Raw genomic sequence first — 19,402 nt, forward strand, 5'->3', positions numbered from 1 at the left:
CGAATACCAGGACGGTATCCGACGAACCGTCAGTGCAGGAGACTGCCCTGGAGTTCGGCCCGCAGAGCGGGCGTCAGGACCGCGCCGGCGCGGTCCACCAGCAGGGCCATCTCGTAGCCGACGAGACCGATGTCGGAGTCCGGCGAGGCGAGCACCGCGAGCGCGGAGCCGTCGCTGATCGCCATCAGGAACAGGAAGCCCCGCTCCATCTCGACCACGGTCTGGGTCACGTCGCCGCCCTCGAAGATGCGGCTGGCGCCGGAGGTCAGCGAGGTCAGTCCGGAGGCGACGGCGGCGAGCTGGTCGGCGCGGTCCCGGGGGAAGCCCTCGGACATGCACAGCAGCAGACCGTCGGCGGAGACCACCACGGTGTGGGACACCCCGGGGGTGTTGTCCACGAAATTGGTGATCAGCCAGTTCAGGTTCTGTGCGGCCTGGCTCATCTGGGTCAACTCAACGCTCCTGCTGGTTCGAGCCGCCGAAGAGATCGGTGCTGCTGTTGTGCGGTCCATCACCGTACGCCCCCTGGTCGGGGTCGATCCGGAAAGTGCCGGTGGTACCGGAGTCGCCGCCGGCCTGGCGGCCCTGCTCGACACCGCGGCGCAGGTTGGTCAGGCGGCCGCGGACCTCGTTCGGGTCGCGGGAGACCTGCGGTCCTTCCTGCGGGGTGGGCTTGGCGTTGCCCGGCACCAGGTTCTGCCGTGGCACCCGGCGCGGCAGACCCGACGGGGTCGTGCCGGCGCTGGAGGGCTCGCGGAGCTTCTCCGCGCGCTGCCAGTCGCCGTCGTTGGGCGACTCCCACTCGCTGGGGGCCGCGGTCGGACCGGTCGGGCCGTAGCCGCCGAGCGCGGACACGTCGTGGCCGCGGGACTCCACGGGGGCCGAGGTGTCCTTCGCGCCGGTGAACCAGTTCGGGCTCTCCGAGCCCTGCCCGCCGCCCGCACCGGCCAGCTGCTGGCCGGGCCGGCGCTGCGGCAGGCCGCTGCCGGTCGTCCCGCCCGCGGGGGCGGCCGGCGGCAGCGCCGGCAGCTCCTCCGCCGGGTACGGGTGCCCGGCCGGCTCCTCGTAGCCGTACTCCTGCTGGTACTCGTCGGCGTACTGCGCCTCCGGGTACTGCTCCCCGGCGTACTGCTCCTCGCCGAACCGGCCCGCGGCGTACGGCTGCTGGTACTCGTCGCCGTACTGCTGCCCGCCCGTCCAGGCGTCGTCCTGGTGGCCGGCCGGCGCGTACGGGGCCGGGTACTGGCCGCCCTGGAACGGGTCGTCCTGGTAGTGCTCGGCGGGCGTGTACGGGTCACGGCCGTAGCCGGCGCCGTCCTGGTAGCCGTAGGAGTCGCCCTGGGCGGCCTGCTGCGGGTCGTAGGGGGCCGCGAAGGGGTCGGACTCCGGACGGCGGTACTCGTCCGCGTACGGGGCCTGGTGGCCGTTCTCGACGGGGTAGCCCTCGGAGCCGTACGGCGACTCCAGGATCTCCGCCTCCATCGGCTCCTCGGCGGCGGCGCTCGGGCCGGCCTCCAGGGCCGCCCGGCGGCGCTCCTCCAGGCGCTGGGAGCGCTGCATCGACTCCAGCGCGGGGGAGAAGCCGGGGCCGCCGGCCACGCCGCGGGCGGCCAGGTGGTCGTCGAAGCCGAGTTCGGCGGCGGTGCGGTCCTGGCCGTCGAAGGTCCACTCGGCGGAGGGCTCCTGCTCGGCGAAGATCCGCGAGACGGTGAACTCCTCGCCCTGCGGCTCCGGGGTCCGGGCCAGCTGGGTGAGCTGCTGCGGCAGCATCACCAGCGAGGTGGTGCCGGCCGACTCGCCCGAGGGGCGCAGCTGCACGCGGATGTCGTGCCGCTGGGACAGCCGGCCGACCACGAACAGGCCCATGCGGCGGGAGATGGTCGCGTCGACGGTGGGCGGTTCGGCCAGCTTCTCGTTGATCTCGGCGAAGTCCTCGGCGGTCAGGCCGATGCCCTTGTCGTGGATCTCGATCAGCACCCGGCCGTCCGGCAGGCTGGTCGCGTTGACCAGCACCCGGGTCTGCGGGGAGGAGAACGAGGTGGCGTTCTCCAGCAGCTCGGCGAGCAGGTGGACGAGGTCGGTCACGGCGGGGCCGACCACGTCGGCCTCGGGGATGCCGGCCAGTTCGATGCGCTCGTAGTGCTCCACCTCGGAGGCGGCGGCGCGCAGCACGTCGACCAGCGGGACGGGCGTGCTCCAGCGGCGGCCGGGCTCCTCGCCCGCGAGGACGAGGAGGTTCTCGCCGTTGCGGCGCATGCGGGTGGCCAGGTGGTCCAGCTTGAAGAGGTTCTCCAGCTGGTCCGGGTCGGCCTCGTTGTTCTCCAGGTCGGTGATCAGCGCCAGCTGACGCTGGATCAGGCCCTGGCTGCGGCGCGACAGGTTGGTGAAGATCGCGTTGACGTTGCCCCGCAGCAGCGCCTGCTCGGCGGCCAGCGAGACCGCCTGCTGGTGGACCTGGTCGAAGGCGCGGGCGACCTCGCCGATCTCGTCCTTGCCCCACAGCGGGATCGGGCTGACCGAGGTGTCGACCCGTTCCGGGTCGGTCTTGGACAGCTTGTCGACCAGCTCGGGCAGGCGGTGGTTGGCGATGTCGAGCGCGGCGGTGTTCAGGGTCCGCATGCCGAGGATCATCGAGCGGGCGATGTAGCCGGTGAGCAGGCCGGCCAGCACCAGCGAGGCGATCACGATCAGCGAGTTGAGCACCCAGTCGGTGAACGCCCGGTCCTTGATGTTCTGGGCGTCGGCGACGACCTGGTCGAGCAGCTGGCCCTCGGCCGCGCGCAGCGCGCTCATGTGGCTCTTGGTGGCCTGGTCCCACAGCGGGCGGGTCAGGCCGTCGGCGCCGGCCGCGTTGATGATCCGGGCGGCGGCGTCGCGGTCGGAGGCGGCGGTGGCCAGCTGGCCGGCGTAGGACATGCCGACCATCAGCAGCGAGCCCATGGTGGGCATGGTGTGGCCGTCCGGCATCCGCAGCGGCAGGCGCTGGTCGGCGGTGGCCTGGGCGACCTCGGCGTCCGAGTAGACCTTCACCTCCTCGCCGCTGGAGGCGGTGTTGAACTCGTCGCGGGCGGTCTGCTCCAGCTTGTTGGCGACCGTCAGGGCCTGGATCAGGTCCTGGCCCTCGTGGCCGTCCACGCCGCCGACGCCGAGGCCGACCAGCAGGTGCAGCATCAGCGCGCGCTGGGTCGAGGCGGACGCCTTGGCCAGCGACATCGCGTAGATCGCGCGGCCCTTGGAGGTGACGTTGGAGGAGCCGAAGCCGACGGAGTTGTCCATCGCCAGCAGCGGCGCGAACATCATCGAGTACGCGTTGGCGGTGGCGGTCGCGAACAGCTCCTGGCTGTAGGCGTTCTTCCGCAGGTGGGGGAGCGACTCGACCATCGACTCGAACTGCGCGTTGCGGCGGGCGACCGTGGCGTCGTCCTTGATCTTGGCGAAGGTGGCCCGGTAGTCGGCCAGCGCCTGGTCGGTGCGGTCGCGGAGCTTCTTCACCTCGCCCTGGTCGCCCTGGCCGGTGAGCAGCGGCACCAGGCTCTCGTCGCGCTCCTGTTCCAGCGCGTCGGCCAGCTTGGTCGCGGCGCTCGCCACCTTCGCGATGCGCACCGCGCGGTCGGCCTGGGTGTAGTCGTCCAGCGAGGTGTTGACGCGCAGGCCGCCGAAGACCAGCGCGATCACCACGGGGATGACCAGGATGGCGACCAGACGGGTCGGCACCCGCCAGTTCAGCGGGGACAGGAAGTCGGCCCGGCCGGTGCTGCCGCGCTGCGGAGCCTCCTTGGCACCGCCGGTCCGCTCGGCCGGCTCGCCGACGGGGGCGGGGCGCTGCGGCTCGCCGCGGTCCTCGGCCGCGGTGAACGCGGAGAACTGACCGGTGGTCTGGCCGCTTCCCGACTCCTGCTGGCGGGGCTCGGAGCGCCGCTGCTGGGTGACTGGCTGCTTACGCCTCACTCGACAACAACCTCTCGACCGACTGGCGGCCATGGATCTATCCGGCGGCTACCCCCCGACGGGCCGCGACCCGCTCGGGTGCACGGGGTAGCTGAGATTTCAACACGAGCCGGAGTGGCGGACAAACGGCTCCCCCGCCCCGCACGCCCGGGGCGGAAAGCGGACATTTGCGTCCGAACTCCCGCAAAGTTCAAGGTCATTGGCGCGGACCGGGATCGAACGGCTACGCACTGTCAGTCGGCACCGGCAAATGCCTACCGAACTGTTACCGGGGGACGCGAACCATCTGTGGTACGCGCCCCCGGCCCGAGCTTCCGCCACTCAGCGCAGGCGGGCGAGGAGGGCGTGTTCGACGAGGGTGATGAGTGCGCTCTTGGCGCTGTCCCGGCGTCGGGCGTCGAGGGTGATGATGGGGATGTCGGCGTTGAGTTGGAGTGCTTCGCGGACTTCGTCGGCGGTGTGGGGCTGGTGTCCGTCGAAGCCGTTGAGGGCGACGACGAAGGGGAGTCCGCTGTTCTCGAAGTAGTCGAGGGCGGGGAAGCAGTCGGCGAGGCGGCGGGTGTCGACGAGGACGACGGCGCCGATGGCTCCGCGGACGAGGTCGTCCCACATGAACCAGAAGCGGTCCTGTCCGGGGGTGCCGAACAGGTAGAGGATGAGGTCTTCGTCGAGGGTGATGCGGCCGAAGTCCATGGCGACGGTGGTGGTCGTCTTGCCGGAGACGTGGCTGAGGTCGTCGATGCCGGCGGAGGCCGAGGTCATGACGGCTTCGGTGCGCAGGGGGTTGATTTCGGAGACCGCGCCGACGAGCGTCGTCTTGCCCACGCCGAATCCGCCCGCGACGACGATCTTGGCGGAGGTGGTGGCGCGGCTGGGGGCGGCCGCGTTAGAGCTTGCGAAGTCCACTGAGGACCCTTTCGAGCAGCGTGACGTCAGGCGTACCGCCCGACTCGCCCGCGGCGGCGGGCTGGTGGATGGCGACCAGGCCGGCCTCGGCCAGGTCTGCGACGAGGATGCGGGCGACCCCGAGCGGGACTCCCGCCAGCGCGGAGATCTCGGCGACCGACTTGACCTCGCGGCACAGCGACACGATCCGGGCGTGCTCGGGCAGCAGGGCGCCGGGCGGGTTGGAGCCCGTGGTCGAGATCAGCGCCTCGATGGCCAGCTGGTACCGCGGCCGGGTCCGTCCGCCGGTCATGGCGTACGGGCGGACCAGCGGCTGCTGCTCGTAGCTGTCCGACTGCTGGCCGCCGTACCCGCCGGCCTGCTGGCCGCCGTAGCCGTTTCCGTACCCGTTGCCGTACGCGCCGGCGGGTGTCGGGGGCGGGGTCATGCGTCCTCCTTGTGCTGCAGTCGATCGCGGCCGGAGCCCGGGGCCGGCCGGCTGACCGGATGTCAGCCGCCGTGCCGCGAAGACCTGGGGGTTGGTGTGCCGGACCCAGGGTCGGGTGGGTCCGGCACGGTGAGGGTGGTGCAGAGGAGTCGAACGGGCGGACGGGCCGTCAGTGCAGCAGGCTGCCCTGGAGCTCGGCCCGCAGGGCCGGCGTGAGCACCGCGCCGGCGCGGTCCACCAGCAGGGCCATCTCGTAGCCGACCAGGCCGATGTCGGAGTCCGGCGAGGCGAGCACCGCGAGCGCGGAGCCGTCGCTGATCGCCATCAGGAACAGGAACCCGCGCTCCATCTCCACGACGGTCTGGTTGACGTCACCGCCCTCGAAGATGCGGCTGGCGCCGGACGTCAGCGAGGTCAACCCGGAGGCCACCGCGGCGAGCTGGTCGGCGCGGTCCCGGGGGAAGCCCTCGGACATGCACAGCAGCAGACCGTCGGCGGAGACCACCACCGTGTGGGACACCCCGGGGGTGTTGTCCACGAAGTTGGTGATCAGCCAGTTCAGGTTCTGGGCGGCCTGGCTCATCATCTGACTCAACTCAACGCTCCTGGTGCTCGGGGCCGAAGCCGTTGTTGCCATCGGCGTCGAACTGGGCTCCCCGGTGGCCCTCGGACGTCCCGCCGAAGTCGAAGCCCGGCCGCTGCTGCGGCGCGGGACGGCCGGCGCCCGGCTGCTGCGCGCCGGCCTGGCGGCCCTGCTGGATGCCGCGGCGCAGGTTGGTCAGCCGGCCGCGCACCTCCTCCGGGCTGCGCGAGACCTGAGGACCCGTCAGCGGGCTGGCCTCGGCGCTGCCGGAGACCAGGTTGGCCTGCGGGGTGCGCCGCGGCAGACCCGAGGTGGTCAGGCCGTCGGTCTGCGGCTCGCGCATCTGCTCGGCCCGCCGCCAGCGCTCGTCGTTCGCGGACGGCCGCCACGGCGCGTCCGGACCGGGACCGGCCGGCTGCTGCGGGGCCTGCTGGCCCTGCGGCTGCTGGGGCCGGCGCTCCGCCGTCGGACGCTGCGGCATGCCCTGCGGACGCTGCTGCTGCGAGTACTGCTCGGCCTGCGGGTACTGCTGCTCGGTCTGCTGGAACGGATCGGCCTGCTGGAACGGATCGGCCTGCGGCTGCGGCCGGGTGGCCCGGGCCTGCGGGGCCTGCGCCTGCGGCGCCGGCCGGGACTGCTGCTGGCCGAAGCCGGGCGCGGTGGTCCCGGGACGCTGCGGCTGGTAGCCGCGCGGGCGGACCTGCTCACGGGCCGGCGCCGGGACGTCCTGCGACCCGCCCGCGGTCGGCAGCGCCATCGGCTGCGGCCGCTCCGCGAACTGCTGCGGGGCCGGGCGCTCCTGCGGCACCATCGGCGGCACACCCTGACCCACCGGGTCCGGCAGCACCGGCTCCACCAGGCCGAGGCCCAGCGGGTCGCGCGGGTCGATGTCGGCCGCCTCGAACCGCGGCCGGGCGAACCCGCCCGCCTGCTCGACCGGCGCGGCCTCGATCGGCGCGGCCGGCTGCTGCGGCGGCAGCGGACGGCGCTGCGGCTGCTCGGCACGGCCGTGCTGGGTCGGCTCGCCGCCCGGACGGGCCTCCATCGGACGGGTCCGCTCCGGGCCCTGCGGCCCCTGCGGACGACGCGGACCGCCCTGCGGCCCCTGCGGAGCCTGCTGGCCCGGCTGCGGGCGGCGCGGCGGAAGCCCGCCCGGACCGCCCTGCAGACCCGGCGCGCCGGACGCGCCCGGCACCCGCCGCGGCGGCAGCCCGCCGCCGGCCGGCGCACCCGCACCCGGACCGGCCGGGGCCGCGGGGCCCGTCGCACCCGGCGCGGGGTTCTCGCGCAGCGACTGGCCGACCGAACGGGTCGGCAGACCGCCGGTGCGGCCGCCCTGGGCCGGACCGGTGCCGAACGCGCCGCCGGGGCCGAAGCCGCCCTGCGCGGGCGCCTCGCCCGGCCCGCGCCGGCCACCCGGACCCGCCGGGCCCGTGGGCGCGGACGGACCGGACGACGCGCCCGGGGTGAACAGGTCGGGGCTGCCGCCCATCGGGCCCTGGCCGAGCTGCGGACGCCCGCCGCCCTGACCGCCGGCCGCCGGGGCCTGGCCGAGCGCGGTGCGACCGCCGGGCAGGTCGCCCGCCGGACGGCCCTGCTGACGCGGCGTCGGCGCGACGCCGCGCTGCTGCCGGCCGCCCTGGCCGGCCCCGGCGCCCGCACCGGGCCGGTTGCCGCGCCGCTCGGCGGAGTTGGTGACGTCCACCGGCAGCATGACCAGCGCGGTGGTGCCGCCCGAGTCGGACGGGCGGAGCTGGATCCGGATGCCGTGTCGCAGGGACAGGCGGCCGACCACGAACAGACCCATCCGGCGGGACACCGAGACGTCCACCACCGGCGGGTTCGCCAGGCGCTCGTTGATGTCGGCGAGGTCGTCGGGGGAGAGGCCGATGCCGGTGTCGTGGATCTCGATCAGCACCCGGCCGTCCGGCAGGGCGTGGCCGGTGACCCGGACGCGGGTCTGCGGGGAGGAGAACGAGGTGGCGTTCTCCAGCAGCTCGGCGAGCAGGTGGACGAGGTCGTTGACGACGCGGCCGGCGACCTCGGCGGTCGGCACCGAGGCGAGCTCGATGCGCTCGTACTGCTCCACCTCGGAGGCGGCGGCGCGCAGCACGTCGACCAGCGGGACGGGACGGGTCCAGCGGCGGCCCGGGTCCTCGCCCGCGAGGACGAGGAGGTTCTCGCCGTTGCGGCGCATGCGGGTGGCCAGGTGGTCGAGCTTGAACAGCGAGGCCAGCTGGTCCGGGTCGGCCTCGCGGCTCTCCAGCTCGGAGATCAGCGACAGCTGACGCTGGATCAGGCCCTGGCTGCGGCGCGACAGGTTGGTGAACATCGCGTTGATGTTGCCTCGCAGCAGCGCCTGCTCGGCGGCCAGTCGGACCGCCTCGCGGTGCACCATGTCGAAGGCGTGCGCCACGTGGCCGATCTCGTCGGCGGAGTCGACGCCGACCGGTTCGACGGTGACGTCGACGTCGTGCGGGTCGCTCTCGGAGAGCGTCTTGACCAGCTCCGGCAGGCGGCGTTCGGCGACGTCCTCGGCGGAGGTCTGCAGGCGGGTCAGCGAGCGCACCATCGAGCGGGCCACCAGGGCGGCGCCGGCGATGGCGACGATCAGCACCAGGGCGACCAGCGCGGCGTTGATGACGGACTCGGTGTCGACGTCCGACTGCAGCGACTGGGCCTTGCCGTCGAGGACGTCGAGCAGGTTGTTCTCGATCGTCTTCTCGGCGTTGACCTTGGCGGTCGACTTGTCGAACCAGTCCTTGTAGGAGGTGTTCTCGGCGGACCGGATGCCGTTGGTGTTCAGCACCGCCTTGGAGAACCGGTCGGCCTCGGCGACCACCTGGTTGTAGCTCATCGCGGCGCGCAGCCCGCGGGCCTCGCTCTCGCCGTAGATGGCGGTGAAGTTGGCGAGCGCGTTGTCCTCGGAGCTCATCAGACGGACGCCGAAGGTCTCGTCCGAGGCCGACATGGCGGGGCCGCTCTGGTTCGCGAGCGCGGCGCTGATCAGCGCGCGCTGCATCGAGGTGTACTCCTTGGCCGAGGAGAACTGGTACAGCGCACGGGTGGTCTTGATCAGCTCGGTGGAGTTCGAGGTGATCGCGATGTCCTGGGTGGCGCCGATCAGGTCCTTGATGATCACGTCGTAGTTGGTGATCGTGGCCTGGATGTTGTCGGGGCTCTTGAACGCGCCGGTCCGGGCCCGGGACAGCGTGTTGAGGTCCTTGCGGACCTGCAGCAGCAGGGTCTTGGAACCGGCCAGGTCGAGGTTGTCGAACTTGTCGGCGCTGGCGTTGAAGGTCTTCGACAGCGTGTTGGTCTGCTTGTACGCGTCGGCGATCTCGGGGTCGTTGTCGGCGCTGCCGCCGGCGGCCAGCGGGCCGGCCGAGACGTCGCGCTCGTACTGGAGGGCGTTGGCCAGCGCGGTGGCGTTGCGGGCGAGCTCGGCCAGGTCGCTCATCTGGGACAGCTGGCGGGAGTTCTCCATCGAGGTCTGCACGCGCAGACCGCCCAGGACCAGCGCGACCACCACGGGGAGGAACAGCAGCGCGATCAGGCGGGTGCGGATCCGCCAGTTGCGCATGGCGAAGCGGCTCATGCCGGTGGCGCGGCGGCGGTTGAGCGTGCCGCGGAGTCTGGCGCGACGGCTCTGCTTGTCGGCCGACGGGCCGTCCTCCTGCTGGGGCGCGCCGGCGCCCGGGGCACTGCTGTCGGCGGCGGCCTCGGCGGGAGCGCCGAACGGCCGCTCGCCTTGGCCGGTCGTCGCCGGTGCCGCCTGGTGGGCGCCGGCTACGGGCTCCCGCGACTCCGGGTCACCCGCGGCGCCGCTGCCCCTCTTGAAACGTCCCTGCACTGGCGTCGCAACCTCTGGACCGGGCGCCCGTCCCCGCCGGGCGGAGAGTAGGGCGGTGTCGAGTTTTTCCGTGGCATTCCAGCACAGCGGGGGAAGTCCAACAAGGCCCGTTACGACACGGTGTCCTGGGCTACCCACCGCGCGCGGCGACTCACGTTCCGTGTCGCATCGGGCCCGGAATACGGTCCTTTTCGGACACTCGTCCTAGTCATGTCAACAAAGAGGAAGATCAGTTTGTGCGGCGAATGTCCGGGATATCCGGAATGGAGGATTTTGCCATTGGTCCGGAATCGCCACTTCCGCGCCCTTTGGGATCGGAATTGTGAGCAAACTCACAGCCGAATGTGTAGCTTTGGTCACGGCCGCTGTGGAATGGGCTCCCTAACCTGGCAGGGTTGACCGGAGCCTGCCCAGCGGCGGGCCCGCGCAAAAGTCCGTTCGAGCGAAACAAGGTGCTGACGCAAATGTCCGAGACGACCAAGGCCACCCGTTCCACGGCCAACCCGCGCCGCACCACGCTGGCCTCCGTCGCGGACTTCGCCGAGCTGCCCGGCTTCGGCGACCGCACGCCCCGCGCCTACGCCGCGGAGCTGCCCGCCAGCACCGCCAACCCGCGCCGCACCGTCCTGATGACCGCCCCGGCCACCCGCCTGCCGCAGGACTGAACCCCGCGCCGATAACCTGGTGTCACGGCCGGGCCCGGTACTGCGGGCTCGGCAACCGCCCGGGAGCGTCCGGGCGGCCGACGAACCGAGAGGTTGCAGGGCTGTGCGTATCGCCAGGTTCTCCGTACGTGAAGGGAGCCCCGCGGCGGGCTCGGTCTCCTTCGGAATCATCGAGGGGGACGCCGCACAACCCGAATCGCTGGTGGTGCACACCCTCGCCGGACACCCCTTCGGCACCCCCCAGCCGACCGGCGAGACCCACCGCCTCCAGGACGTCCGCCTGCTGGCCCCGATGCTGCCCAGCAAGATCGTGGCGGTCGGCCGCAACTACGCCGCGCACGCCGCCGAGCTCGGCAACGACGTCCCCGCCGTGCCGCTGACGTTCTTCAAGCCCTCCACCGCCGTCGTCGGCCCCACCGAGTCGATCGCGTACCCGCCGTTCTCCGAGGACGTCCAGTACGAGGCCGAACTCGCCGTGGTGATCGGCCGGATGTGCCGCGAGGTGCCGCTCGACCGCGTTCCCGAAGTGATCTTCGGCTACACCTGTGCCAACGACGTCACCGCCCGCGACGTGCAGCAGCGCGAGGGCCAGTGGGCCCGCGCCAAGGGCTTCGACACCTCCTGCCCGCTCGGCCCGTGGATCGAGACCGACCTCGACCCCGCCGACCTGGCCGTCACCTGCACCGTCAACGGCGAGACCCGCCAGTCCGGCCGGACCTCCCAGATGGTCCGCTCGGTCGCCGAGCTGGTCGCGCACATCTCCGAGGCGATGACCCTGCTCCCGGGCGACGTCATCCTCACCGGCACCCCCGCGGGCGTCGGCCCCCTGAACATCGGCGACGAGGTCGCCGTCTCCGTCGAAGGCATCGGCACCCTCGCCAACAAGGTCGTCAAGCGATGAAGGATGCAGCAACCGTGGCTGACAAGAACCCCGCCGTCCGGGTCCGCTTCTGCCCCTCCCCGACCGGGAACCCGCACGTCGGCCTGGTCCGCACCGCCCTCTTCAACTGGGCCTACGCCCGCCACAACGGCGGCACCCTGGTCTTCCGGATCGAGGACACCGACGCCGCCCGCGACTCCGAGGAGTCGTACAACCAGCTGCTCGACGCGATGCGCTGGCTCGGCTTCGACTGGGACGAGGGCCCCGAGGTCGGCGGCCCGCACGCCCCGTACCGCCAGTCGCAGCGGATGGACATCTACGCGGACGTCGCCAAGCGCCTGCAGGAGGCCGGCCACGCCTACCCCTGCTACTGCACCACCGAGGAGCTCGACGCCCGCCGCGAGGCCGCCCGCGCCGCCGGCAAGCCCTCCGGCTACGACGGCCACTGCCGCGAACTGACGGCCGACCAGGTCGCCGTGTACGAGCAGGAGGGCCGCAAGCCGATCCTGCGCTTCCGGATGCCCGACACCACGCTCGCCTTCGACGACCTGGTCCGCGGCCCGATCTCCTTCGACCCGAAGGACGTCCCCGACTACGGCATCGTCCGGGCCAACGGCGCCCCGCTGTACACCCTGGTCAACCCGGTCGACGACGCCCTGATGGAGATCACCCACGTGCTCCGCGGCGAGGACCTGCTGTCCTCGACGCCCCGTCAGATCGCGCTCTACGCCGCCCTCGCGGAGATCGGCGTCGGCAACGGCACCACTCCGCGCTTCGGCCACCTCCCCTACGTCATGGGCGAGGGCAACAAGAAGCTCTCCAAGCGCGACCCGCAGGCCTCGCTCAACCTGTACCGCGAGCGCGGCTTCCTGCCCGAGGGCCTGCTCAACTACCTCGCCCTGCTGGGCTGGTCGCTCGCCGACGACCGCGACATCTTCGACATCGACGAGATGGTCGCCGCCTTCGACATCGACGACGTCAACGGCAACCCGGCCCGCTTCGACCTCAAGAAGGCCGAGCACCTCAACGCCGAGCACGTCCGCCGCCTCGCCCCCGAGGAGTTCGTCAAGCGCCTGGTGCCGTACCTGCAGGCCGCCGACCTGCTCCCGGCCGAGCCGACCGCCGAGCAGCTCGACCTGCTCGCCAAGGTCGCGCCGCTCACCCAGGAGCGGATGGTCGTCCTCTCCGAGATCGTCACCATGGCCGGCTTCCTGTTCGTCGCCCCCGCCGACTTCACCGTCGACCCGGAGGACGCCGCCAAGGTCCTGACCGCGGACGCCCGCCCGGTGATCGAAGCCTCCGTCAAGGCGCTCACCGAGCTGGCGGACTTCACCCCCGAGCCGATCCAGGCCGCGCTCCGCGAGGCCCTGGTCGAGGGCCTGGGCATCAAGCCCAAGTTCGCCTTCACGCCGCTGCGCGTCGCGGTGACCGGCCGCCGGGTCTCCCCGCCGCTGTTCGAGTCGATGGAGCTGCTGGGCCGCGAGGAGACGCTGCGCCGCCTGCTCGCCGCCCTGGAGCTGCTCCCGGCCTCCTGAGCCGCCCCGCGGCCCCCCGGGGCCGCGTCCGACCCCCTGCGGGCCAGGTCCCTGACCTGGCCCGCAGGTGTCCGGGGCACTGCCTGCGGTTATCGATTTTGGAGCCGGGCGGGGCGTCGGGTAATGTTCTTTCTGCGCCGCCCGGGCAGGGAGGCGCAAGACACCGAGGAAGGCCCCGCAGGGGTTGAACTCTGGTGGGGTATGGTGTAATTGGCAGCACGACTGATTCTGGTTCAGTTAGTCTAGGTTCGAGTCCTGGTACCCCAGCGCAGCACGCAAGTGATGCAAAGCCCCCGTTGTGTAGCGGCCTAGCACGCCGCCCTCTCAAGGCGGTAGCGCCGGTTCGAATCCGGTCGGGGGTACTTTTGGGGTATGGTGTAATTGGCAGCACGAGTGATTCTGGTTCATTTAGTCTAGGTTCGAGTCCTGGTACCCCAGCCAAAACGCTCAGAGAAAACGAGCTCCGGGAAACCGGGGCTCTTTTTGCATGCCCGGGCCCGCTCGACTGCCGCCCGGGCCACGGCCCTCGGAACGCCCCGGAAGACGCGTACGCCCCCGGCCGGGCGGCCGGGGGCGGGGGAGTGCGGGGAGTCAGCTGCGGCGCAGGGCTTCGGTGAGGCGGTTGGCGGCCTCGATGATGGCCTGGGCGTGCAGGCGGCCCGGGTGCCGGGTCAGCCGCTCGATCGGGCCGGAGACGGAGACGGCGGCGACGACCCGGTTGGACGGGCCGCGGACCGGGGCGGAGACCGAGGCCACGCCGGGCTCGCGCTCACCGATGGACTGGGCCCAGCCGCGGCGGCGCACGCCGCTGAGCGCGGTGGCGGTGAACCGGGCGCCCTGGAGGCCGCGGTGCAGGCGCTCCGGCTCCTCCCAGGCGAGCAGGACCTGGGCGGCGGAGCCGGCCTTCATCGGCAGGGTGGAGCCGACCGGCACGGTGTCCCGCAGGCCCGAGAGGCGCTCGGCGGCGGCCACGCAGATCCGCATCTCGCCCTGGCGGCGGTACAGCTGCGCGCTCTCGCCGGTGACGTCGCGCAGGTGCGTCAGCACCGGCCCGGCGGCGGCGAGCAGCCGGTCCTCGCCCGCGGCGGCGGAGAGTTCGGCGAGCCGGGGGCCGAGGATGAAACGGCCCTGCATGTCCCTGGTGACCAGGCGGTGGTGTTCGAGTGCGACGGCGAGTCGGTGGGCGGTGGGCCGGGCCAGACCGGTGGCGGCGACCAGCCCCGCCAGCGTGGCGGGGCCCGACTCCAGTGCGCTCAGCACCAGAGCGGCCTTGTCGAGAACGCCGACGCCGCTAGTGTTGTCCATGTCTCGATACTGCAGTCTCAATCAGCGAGACGCAAGTTCAATCTTCCGAGAAAAGCGCCACTCTTGGTGTCAGCAGCCCGGGAGAACGCCAGGGCGGAGCCCTGGCAGGGTGTCCGCATGCTGGACAGTCCGGCGGGCAGGTCGCGATGCCGAGCGAGCCTCACAGGGCGGCACGGGACAAGACCTCGACGATCACGAGAAGGCCGGCAGAGCGGCCGGCTGGAGGGAATCCGATGGGACGGACACTCGCAGAGAAGGTCTGGGACGACCACGTCGTCCGGCGCGCCGAGGGCGAGCCCGACCTGCTCTACATCGACCTGCACCTGCTGCACGAGGTGACCAGCCCGCAGGCCTTCGACGGGCTCAGGCTGTCGGGCCGGAAGGTGCGCCGCACCGACCTGACGATCGCCACCGAGGACCACAACACCCCCACCCTCGACATCGACAAGCCGATCGCCGACCCGGTCTCCCGGGTCCAGCTGGAGACGCTGCGCAAGAACGCCGAGGAGTTCGGCGTGCGCATCCACTCGCTGGGCGACGTCGAGCAGGGCGTCGTGCACGTGGTCGGCCCGCAGCTGGGCCTGACCCAGCCGGGCATGACCGTGGTCTGCGGCGACTCCCACACCTCCACCCACGGCGCCTTCGGCGCCCTGGCGTTCGGCATCGGCACCAGCCAGGTCGAGCACGTGCTGGCCACCCAGACCCTGCCGCTGGCCCCGTTCCGGACGATGGCGATCACCGTCGAGGGCGAACTGCCCGAGGGCGTCACCGCCAAGGACCTGATCCTGGCCGTGATCGCCAAGATCGGCACCGGCGGCGGCCAGGGCTACGTCCTGGAGTACCGCGGCTCGGCGATCCGCAGCCTCTCCATGGAGGCCCGGATGACGATCTGCAACATGTCCATCGAGGCGGGCGCCCGGGCCGGCATGATCGCCCCGGACCGCACCACCTTCGACTACCTGCAGGGCCGCCCGCACGCCCCGCAGGGCGAGGACTGGGACGCCGCGGTCGCCTACTGGGAGACCCTGGCCACCGACGAGGACGCGGTGTTCGACGCCGAGGTGTTCATCGACGCCGCCGAACTGACCCCGTTCGTCACCTGGGGCACCAACCCGGGCCAGGGCGCGCCGCTGGGCGCCAACGTGCCGGACCCGGCCGACTTCGAGGACCCGCAGGAGCGGGTCGCCGCCGAGAACGCCCTGAAGTACATGGGCCTGGAGGCCGGCACCCCGCTGCGCGAGGTCGCCGTCGACGCGGTGTTCGTCGGCTCCTGCACCAACGGCCGGATCGAGGACCTGCGCGCCGCCGCCGCGGTCCTGGAGGGCCGTCAGATCGCCGACGGGGTAAGGATGCTGGTCGTTCCGGGCTCGGTCCGGGTCGCCCTGCAGGCCGTCGAGGAGGGCCTGGACAAGGTGTTCACCGCCGCGGGCGCCGAGTGGCGGCACGCCGGCTGCTCGATGTGCCTGGGCATGAACCCCGACCAGCTGGCCCCGGGCGAGCGCTGCGCGTCCACCTCGAACCGCAACTTCGAGGGCCGGCAGGGCAAGGGCGGCCGCACCCACCTGGTGTCCCCCCAGGTCGCCGCCGCCACCGCGCTGCTGGGCCGCCTGGCCGCGCCGTCCGACCTGTCCGACCGCGTCGTTCCCGTGGAGGCCTGAGCCATGGAGAAGTTCACCACCCACACCGGCCGCGCCGTCCCGCTGCGCCGCTCCAACGTGGACACCGACCAGATCATCCCGGCGCACTGGCTGAAGAAGGTCACCCGCTCCGGCTTCGAGGACGGCCTGTTCGAGGCCTGGCGCAAGGACGAGGCGTTCGTCCTCAACCGCCCCGAGCGGCAGGGCGCCACCGTCCTGGTGGCCGGCCCCGAGTTCGGCACCGGCTCGTCCCGCGAGCACGCCGTCTGGGCGCTGCAGAACTACGGCTTCCAGGCCGTCATCTCGTCCCGGTTCGCCGACATCTTCCGCGGGAACTCGCTGAAGAACGGCCTGCTGACGGTGGTTCTGCCGCAGGAGACCGTGGACCGGCTCTGGGAGTTGACGGAGGCCGACCCGACCGCGGAGATCACCGTCGACCTGGAGGCCCGCGAGGTCCGCGCCGAGGGCGTCACCGCGTCGTTCGAGCTGGACGACAACGTGCGCTGGCGGCTGCTCAACGGTCTGGACGACATCAGCATCACGCTGCAGAACGAGGCGGATGTCGCGGCGTTCGAGGCGAAGCGCCCGTCCTTCAAGCCGCGCACCCTCCCGGTCGCCTGACTCTCCGCTTTCTGACGGACCGACAACAAGACCCGCCCCCCTCCGGGGCGGGTCTTCGTTGTTCGCAGGGGAGTTCGTCACCCGTGAATAGACCCTGGTGCAGCGCAACTGCGTACAGATGGCACAATCGTTGCATGCACCACAGCGCCGAACCGCCGTACCCGGGTGGCGAACCCGCGTCTGCGGAGGGTCGGGGCGGTGCTGCCGACTCGGAAGTCACCCTGCTCTACGCACTGGTGGCCGAGCGGTTGAAGCAAGCCCACGCCCGCGTTCACGCGCTGAACGTGTCGACGGACGCAAAGACCGCTCTCACCCGACAACTGCTGATCGTCACGGAGACCGCCAAGCGTGATCTCCCGGAGGCGGCACGGCGGTTGAGTCGCTTTGTGCAGGACCTCGACGAGGGGCGGATGCCTCCCCGCTGAGGGCCGCCATGCGCAAATCCATTGCGACACTAGGGTGATTCACGCGTTTGGTAATTGAAAGTCCGCAGATACATACCTAACGTGCGAAAAGAACGGATGGAATCATCCGGCGCCCGTTTCCGAAGGGGAAGACGTGAACAAGGCTCAGCTTGTCGAAGCGGTGGCCGAGCAGCTGGGCGGTCGCAAGGCTGCCGCAGAGGCCGTCGACGCAGTGCTCGACACCATGGTGCGTGCCGTCGTGGCGGGTGACCGGGTGTCGGTCACCGGCTTCGGCACCTTCGAGAAGGTGGAGCGCTCGGCGCGCTTCGCCCGCAACCCGCAGACCGGCGAGCGGGTCAAGGTCAAGAAGACCGCTGTGCCGCGGTTCCGCCCCGGCCAGGGCTTCAAGGACCTCGTCTCCGGCAGCAAGAAGCTGCCGAAGGACGGCCCGTCCGTGAAGAAGGCCCCGAAGGGCTCGCTGACCCCGGGCAAGTCCGGTGTGGCCGCCACCCCGGCCGCCAAGCGCGCCGCGACCAAGCGCGCCGCCGCTGCCGCCGCCCCGGCGACCAAGAAGACCGCCGCCAAGAAGACCGCGACCACCGCGGCCAAGAAGGCCACCCCGGTCAAGAAGAGCACCACCGCGGCCGCCACCAAGAAGGCCACCACCGCCAAGACCACCGCGGCGAAGAAGACCACCACCGCGGCCGCCACCAAGAAGGCCGCCGCCGCCAAGAAGACCGCTCCGGCGAAGAAGACCACCGCGCGCAAGACCACGGCGCGCAAGTCCACCGCCAAGTAGTCGCACCGAGCCCGGTGCCGGACCGGCCGGCGCCGGGGCGGCCAGGCCGCGACGGCCCCACGCCAGGGAACCCCGGGATGCCCGGAGGCCCAGGACCGGGGCCGTCGCGGCCTTTTCGCGCCCGTTCGGACGCGGCGGCCGGGCCCGCCGCCGGGCTGTCGGGTGCGGCCGCGGGCCGGCGGTCCGACGGGCGGGCGCGGTGCGGCCGCGCACCCGGCGGCCCGCGGCGGGAATTGCGCGGGCCCGGACGGAATTACTCCGGCTGTTCCACCGGCAGCTCGTAGATGATCTCCCAGCGGGAATCCGGAATCACCAGATCGGCGGTCTCCACCGCCCGGCCGGAGTCGTCCAGATACGTCCGCTCGATCAGCAGCACCGGATCGCCCGTGGTGATCCCCAGCAGATTCGCCTGCTCCGCCGTCGCCCGCCCGGGACGCGGCCGCTCCTCGGCGCGCACCACCCGGACCCCGATCGACGCCATCCGGGCCACCACGCCGCGCCCGTGCAGCGGGCCCAACTCCGGCAGCAGCACGGCCGTTCCGTCGGTGACCGCCATCGGCTCCCAGGACTCGGCGAGCTGCACCGGCCGGTTGTCCAGCATGAACTCGTAGCGGGTGTGCACCGTCAACTCGCCCGGCTCGATGCCCAGTCGGCGCGCCACGCCGTCCGGCGCGGGCACCCGCGCCTCGGTATGCGACTCCCAACTCCCGTCCGGCACGGCGGAGACGGGGAACGAGCCGACCGAGCGGGAGCGGCGCATCGGACGGCGCTCCACCGGCTCCCGCAGGTAGGTGCCGGAACCGGCCCGGCCCTCCAACAGGCCTTCCCTGATGAGGACTTCCTGCGCCCGCTGGAGCACGTTCGCCCCCACGCCGTAGCTCGCGGCCAGCTGCGCCCGGGACGGCAGCCGCTCACCGATCGCCCACTCCCCGTCCGCGACCCGGCGGCGCAGATGGTCCGCGATGCGGAGGTACGGCGGGTCCTGTGAGGGCATCTGGCATCTCCCGGCGGAAGGCGAGACCTGCCGATTGCGGCAGGACGGGTGATTCAGCTTGACAATCTAATGCATCAGGTGGAATCTAATGACTTAGATTCACTTTGAGTGATCGGCTGACTGCGGCGGAGAGGCGTGGCGTGCGAACCACCAGGGTGTTCGACCTTGCAGCCAGGCTCGCAGCCGCCACCGGAGCCGAAGCCCGCATCCGCCGCCTCCCCGGCGGCGGCTACCGGGTGGAGGCGACGCTCCCCGGAGATCCGGACGCCAGGGACCACCTGGTGCTCCTCGCCGTCCTCTCCGAGGCCGATCGCTACGGACACCGCCAGACCGCCCGGTCCCACACCGTCTGGGCCGAACTCGACCCACCCCAGGAGCCGCCGTGAAGGGCACCCAGTCCGGATACGCCGTCAGCATCGAAGGCATCACGGAAACGACCTCGTTCGCCTCCCTCGCCGACGCGATCGCCTCACTCTGGGCCACCCTCCGGACGCTCCCGCTCGGCTGGACGCAGTACGAGGCCTACCGCTACTTCTTCGGCCCCGGCGCCGCCGAACGCACCGAGGCGTTCCTCGCCCGCGACGGCCAGCTGCTCCTGAGCTTCATCCTGCTCGGCCGCACCCGCGTCATCCAGGTCCGCCCCACCGCCACCGGCCCGCTCCAACCCGCCCCCCGGCGCTTGGAGTTGCTCCACACCCCGGCCGTCGCCGCGCTCTGCCTCCACGAGCCCGGTACGGACGACCCGCTCCTCGCTTCCTAATGTCGTTGTCAAGCTGTCTCGGTCACTGGAGGTGTGACGTGGTAGCACCGTCGGTCACGGATCAGCGCCCACAGGACGTTGACCC

17 protein-coding genes and 3 tRNA genes are annotated in these 19,402 nt (G+C 72.0%); 12 read left to right on the forward strand and 8 right to left on the reverse strand.

Annotation, left to right across the window (positions count from 1 at the left end; all coding sequences use genetic code 11):
• Positions 1-29: 29 nt before the first annotated feature.
• The 6 genes from ACFV1L_RS04480 to ACFV1L_RS04505 all read right to left on the reverse strand — a co-directional run bounded on the left by ACFV1L_RS04480 (position 30) and on the right by ACFV1L_RS04505 (position 9,717).
• A complete protein-coding gene (locus ACFV1L_RS04480) occupies positions 30-443 on the reverse strand; it encodes a roadblock/LC7 domain-containing protein (RefSeq protein ID WP_035873526.1) in 414 nt (137 codons plus the stop codon).
• A 10-nt stretch (positions 444-453) separates the two neighbouring features.
• A complete protein-coding gene (locus ACFV1L_RS04485) occupies positions 454-3,948 on the reverse strand; it encodes a nitrate- and nitrite sensing domain-containing protein (RefSeq protein ID WP_380362773.1) in 3,495 nt (1,164 codons plus the stop codon).
• Positions 3,949-4,269: 321 nt separating this feature from the next.
• Positions 4,270-4,854 carry an ATP/GTP-binding protein gene (locus ACFV1L_RS04490; RefSeq protein WP_035866431.1) on the reverse strand — a complete coding sequence of 195 codons (585 nt, stop codon included), beginning with the start codon at positions 4,852-4,854 and terminating at the stop codon, positions 4,270-4,272.
• A complete protein-coding gene (locus tag ACFV1L_RS04495; RefSeq protein ID WP_380362775.1) occupies positions 4,835-5,281 on the reverse strand; it encodes a DUF742 domain-containing protein in 447 nt (148 codons plus the stop codon). The genes ACFV1L_RS04490 and ACFV1L_RS04495 overlap by 20 nt, the downstream gene beginning before the upstream one ends.
• A gap of 169 nt (positions 5,282-5,450) precedes the next feature.
• The gene (locus ACFV1L_RS04500) at positions 5,451-5,864 is read right to left on the reverse strand and encodes a roadblock/LC7 domain-containing protein (protein WP_035873530.1); all 414 of its coding nucleotides are present in this window, start codon (positions 5,862-5,864) and stop codon (positions 5,451-5,453) included.
• A 13-nt stretch (positions 5,865-5,877) separates the two neighbouring features.
• Positions 5,878-9,717, reverse strand: coding sequence for a nitrate- and nitrite sensing domain-containing protein (locus tag ACFV1L_RS04505; protein WP_380362777.1), 3,840 nt, complete (start codon positions 9,715-9,717; stop codon positions 5,878-5,880).
• A gap of 464 nt (positions 9,718-10,181) precedes the next feature.
• Here ACFV1L_RS04505 and ACFV1L_RS04510 point away from each other — a divergent pair, with 464 nt between their 5' ends.
• From ACFV1L_RS04510 to ACFV1L_RS04535, 6 genes are all read left to right on the forward strand, one after another.
• Positions 10,182-10,382, forward strand: a complete 201-nt coding sequence (locus ACFV1L_RS04510; protein ID WP_380362779.1) for a hypothetical protein — start codon at positions 10,182-10,184, stop codon at positions 10,380-10,382.
• 103 nt (positions 10,383-10,485) lie between these two features.
• Positions 10,486-11,283 (forward strand): fumarylacetoacetate hydrolase family protein, encoded by a 798-nt coding sequence (locus tag ACFV1L_RS04515; RefSeq protein ID WP_380362781.1) that lies wholly within the window; start codon positions 10,486-10,488, stop codon positions 11,281-11,283.
• Positions 11,280-12,797: a glutamate--tRNA ligase gene (gltX, locus tag ACFV1L_RS04520; protein WP_380362783.1), complete on the forward strand. Its 1,518-nt coding sequence runs from the start codon at positions 11,280-11,282 to the stop codon at positions 12,795-12,797. The genes ACFV1L_RS04515 and gltX overlap by 4 nt, the downstream gene beginning before the upstream one ends.
• A 195-nt stretch (positions 12,798-12,992) precedes the next feature.
• Positions 12,993-13,064, forward strand: a tRNA-Gln gene (locus tag ACFV1L_RS04525).
• 22 nt (positions 13,065-13,086) lie between these two features.
• A tRNA-Glu gene (locus ACFV1L_RS04530) sits at positions 13,087-13,159 on the forward strand.
• A 4-nt stretch (positions 13,160-13,163) separates the two neighbouring features.
• A tRNA-Gln gene (locus ACFV1L_RS04535) sits at positions 13,164-13,238 on the forward strand.
• A 150-nt stretch (positions 13,239-13,388) separates the two neighbouring features.
• Here the strand turns inward: ACFV1L_RS04535 and ACFV1L_RS04540 are convergent.
• Positions 13,389-14,102 (reverse strand): IclR family transcriptional regulator, encoded by a 714-nt coding sequence (locus ACFV1L_RS04540; RefSeq protein WP_035866446.1) that lies wholly within the window; start codon positions 14,100-14,102, stop codon positions 13,389-13,391.
• A 233-nt stretch (positions 14,103-14,335) separates the two neighbouring features.
• On the opposite strand from ACFV1L_RS04540, the gene leuC reads away from it, so the two are divergent.
• The 4 genes from leuC (at position 14,336) to ACFV1L_RS04560 (ending at position 17,563) form a co-directional block, all read left to right on the forward strand.
• Entirely contained in the window at positions 14,336-15,760 is a 1,425-nt protein-coding gene (leuC, locus tag ACFV1L_RS04545; protein WP_380362785.1) for a 3-isopropylmalate dehydratase large subunit, read from the forward strand.
• A gap of 3 nt (positions 15,761-15,763) precedes the next feature.
• The gene (gene leuD / locus ACFV1L_RS04550; protein ID WP_380362787.1) at positions 15,764-16,360 is read left to right on the forward strand and encodes a 3-isopropylmalate dehydratase small subunit; all 597 of its coding nucleotides are present in this window, start codon (positions 15,764-15,766) and stop codon (positions 16,358-16,360) included.
• A 134-nt stretch (positions 16,361-16,494) separates the two neighbouring features.
• Positions 16,495-16,785 (forward strand): hypothetical protein, encoded by a 291-nt coding sequence (locus ACFV1L_RS04555; RefSeq protein ID WP_380362789.1) that lies wholly within the window; start codon positions 16,495-16,497, stop codon positions 16,783-16,785.
• A gap of 133 nt (positions 16,786-16,918) precedes the next feature.
• The gene (locus tag ACFV1L_RS04560) at positions 16,919-17,563 is read left to right on the forward strand and encodes an HU family DNA-binding protein (protein ID WP_380362791.1); all 645 of its coding nucleotides are present in this window, start codon (positions 16,919-16,921) and stop codon (positions 17,561-17,563) included.
• Between the two features lie 253 nt (positions 17,564-17,816).
• Here ACFV1L_RS04560 and ACFV1L_RS04565 read toward each other — a convergent pair whose 3' ends face one another.
• Complete coding sequence (locus ACFV1L_RS04565; protein WP_380362793.1) at positions 17,817-18,557, reverse strand: GntR family transcriptional regulator; 741 nt, start codon at positions 18,555-18,557, stop codon at positions 17,817-17,819.
• A gap of 140 nt (positions 18,558-18,697) precedes the next feature.
• Between ACFV1L_RS04565 and ACFV1L_RS04570 the strand changes: the two genes are divergently transcribed.
• Both ACFV1L_RS04570 and ACFV1L_RS04575 read left to right on the forward strand, forming a co-directional pair.
• Positions 18,698-18,943 (forward strand): hypothetical protein, encoded by a 246-nt coding sequence (locus ACFV1L_RS04570; RefSeq protein WP_380362795.1) that lies wholly within the window; start codon positions 18,698-18,700, stop codon positions 18,941-18,943.
• Complete coding sequence (locus ACFV1L_RS04575; protein ID WP_380362797.1) at positions 18,940-19,317, forward strand: hypothetical protein; 378 nt, start codon at positions 18,940-18,942, stop codon at positions 19,315-19,317. Before ACFV1L_RS04570 ends, ACFV1L_RS04575 begins: the two co-directional genes overlap by 4 nt.
• The last annotated feature ends 85 nt before the right edge of the window (positions 19,318-19,402 follow it).

Origin of the sequence: Kitasatospora sp. NPDC059646 (assembly GCF_042734615.1) — a bacterium.
Classification (GTDB): Bacteria; Actinomycetota; Actinomycetes; order Streptomycetales; family Streptomycetaceae; genus Kitasatospora.

Excerpts from the sequence above, each read along its gene's own strand:
- ACFV1L_RS04510 (WP_380362779.1), top strand. The coding sequence starts at position 10,182 with ATGTCCGAGACGACCAAGGCCACCCGTTCCACGGCCAACCCGCGCCGC.
- ACFV1L_RS04565 (WP_380362793.1), bottom strand. The coding sequence starts at position 18,557 with ATGCCCTCACAGGACCCGCCGTACCTCCGCATCGCGGACCATCTGCGC.
- ACFV1L_RS04495 (WP_380362775.1), bottom strand. The coding sequence starts at position 5,281 with ATGACCCCGCCCCCGACACCCGCCGGCGCGTACGGCAACGGGTACGGA.
- gltX (WP_380362783.1), top strand. The coding sequence starts at position 11,280 with ATGAAGGATGCAGCAACCGTGGCTGACAAGAACCCCGCCGTCCGGGTC.
- ACFV1L_RS04555 (WP_380362789.1), top strand. The coding sequence starts at position 16,495 with ATGCACCACAGCGCCGAACCGCCGTACCCGGGTGGCGAACCCGCGTCT.
- leuC (WP_380362785.1), top strand. The coding sequence starts at position 14,336 with ATGGGACGGACACTCGCAGAGAAGGTCTGGGACGACCACGTCGTCCGG.
- ACFV1L_RS04500 (WP_035873530.1), bottom strand. The coding sequence starts at position 5,864 with ATGAGCCAGGCCGCCCAGAACCTGAACTGGCTGATCACCAACTTCGTG.
- ACFV1L_RS04480 (WP_035873526.1), bottom strand. The coding sequence starts at position 443 with ATGAGCCAGGCCGCACAGAACCTGAACTGGCTGATCACCAATTTCGTG.
- leuD (WP_380362787.1), top strand. The coding sequence starts at position 15,764 with ATGGAGAAGTTCACCACCCACACCGGCCGCGCCGTCCCGCTGCGCCGC.
- ACFV1L_RS04540 (WP_035866446.1), bottom strand. The coding sequence starts at position 14,102 with ATGGACAACACTAGCGGCGTCGGCGTTCTCGACAAGGCCGCTCTGGTG.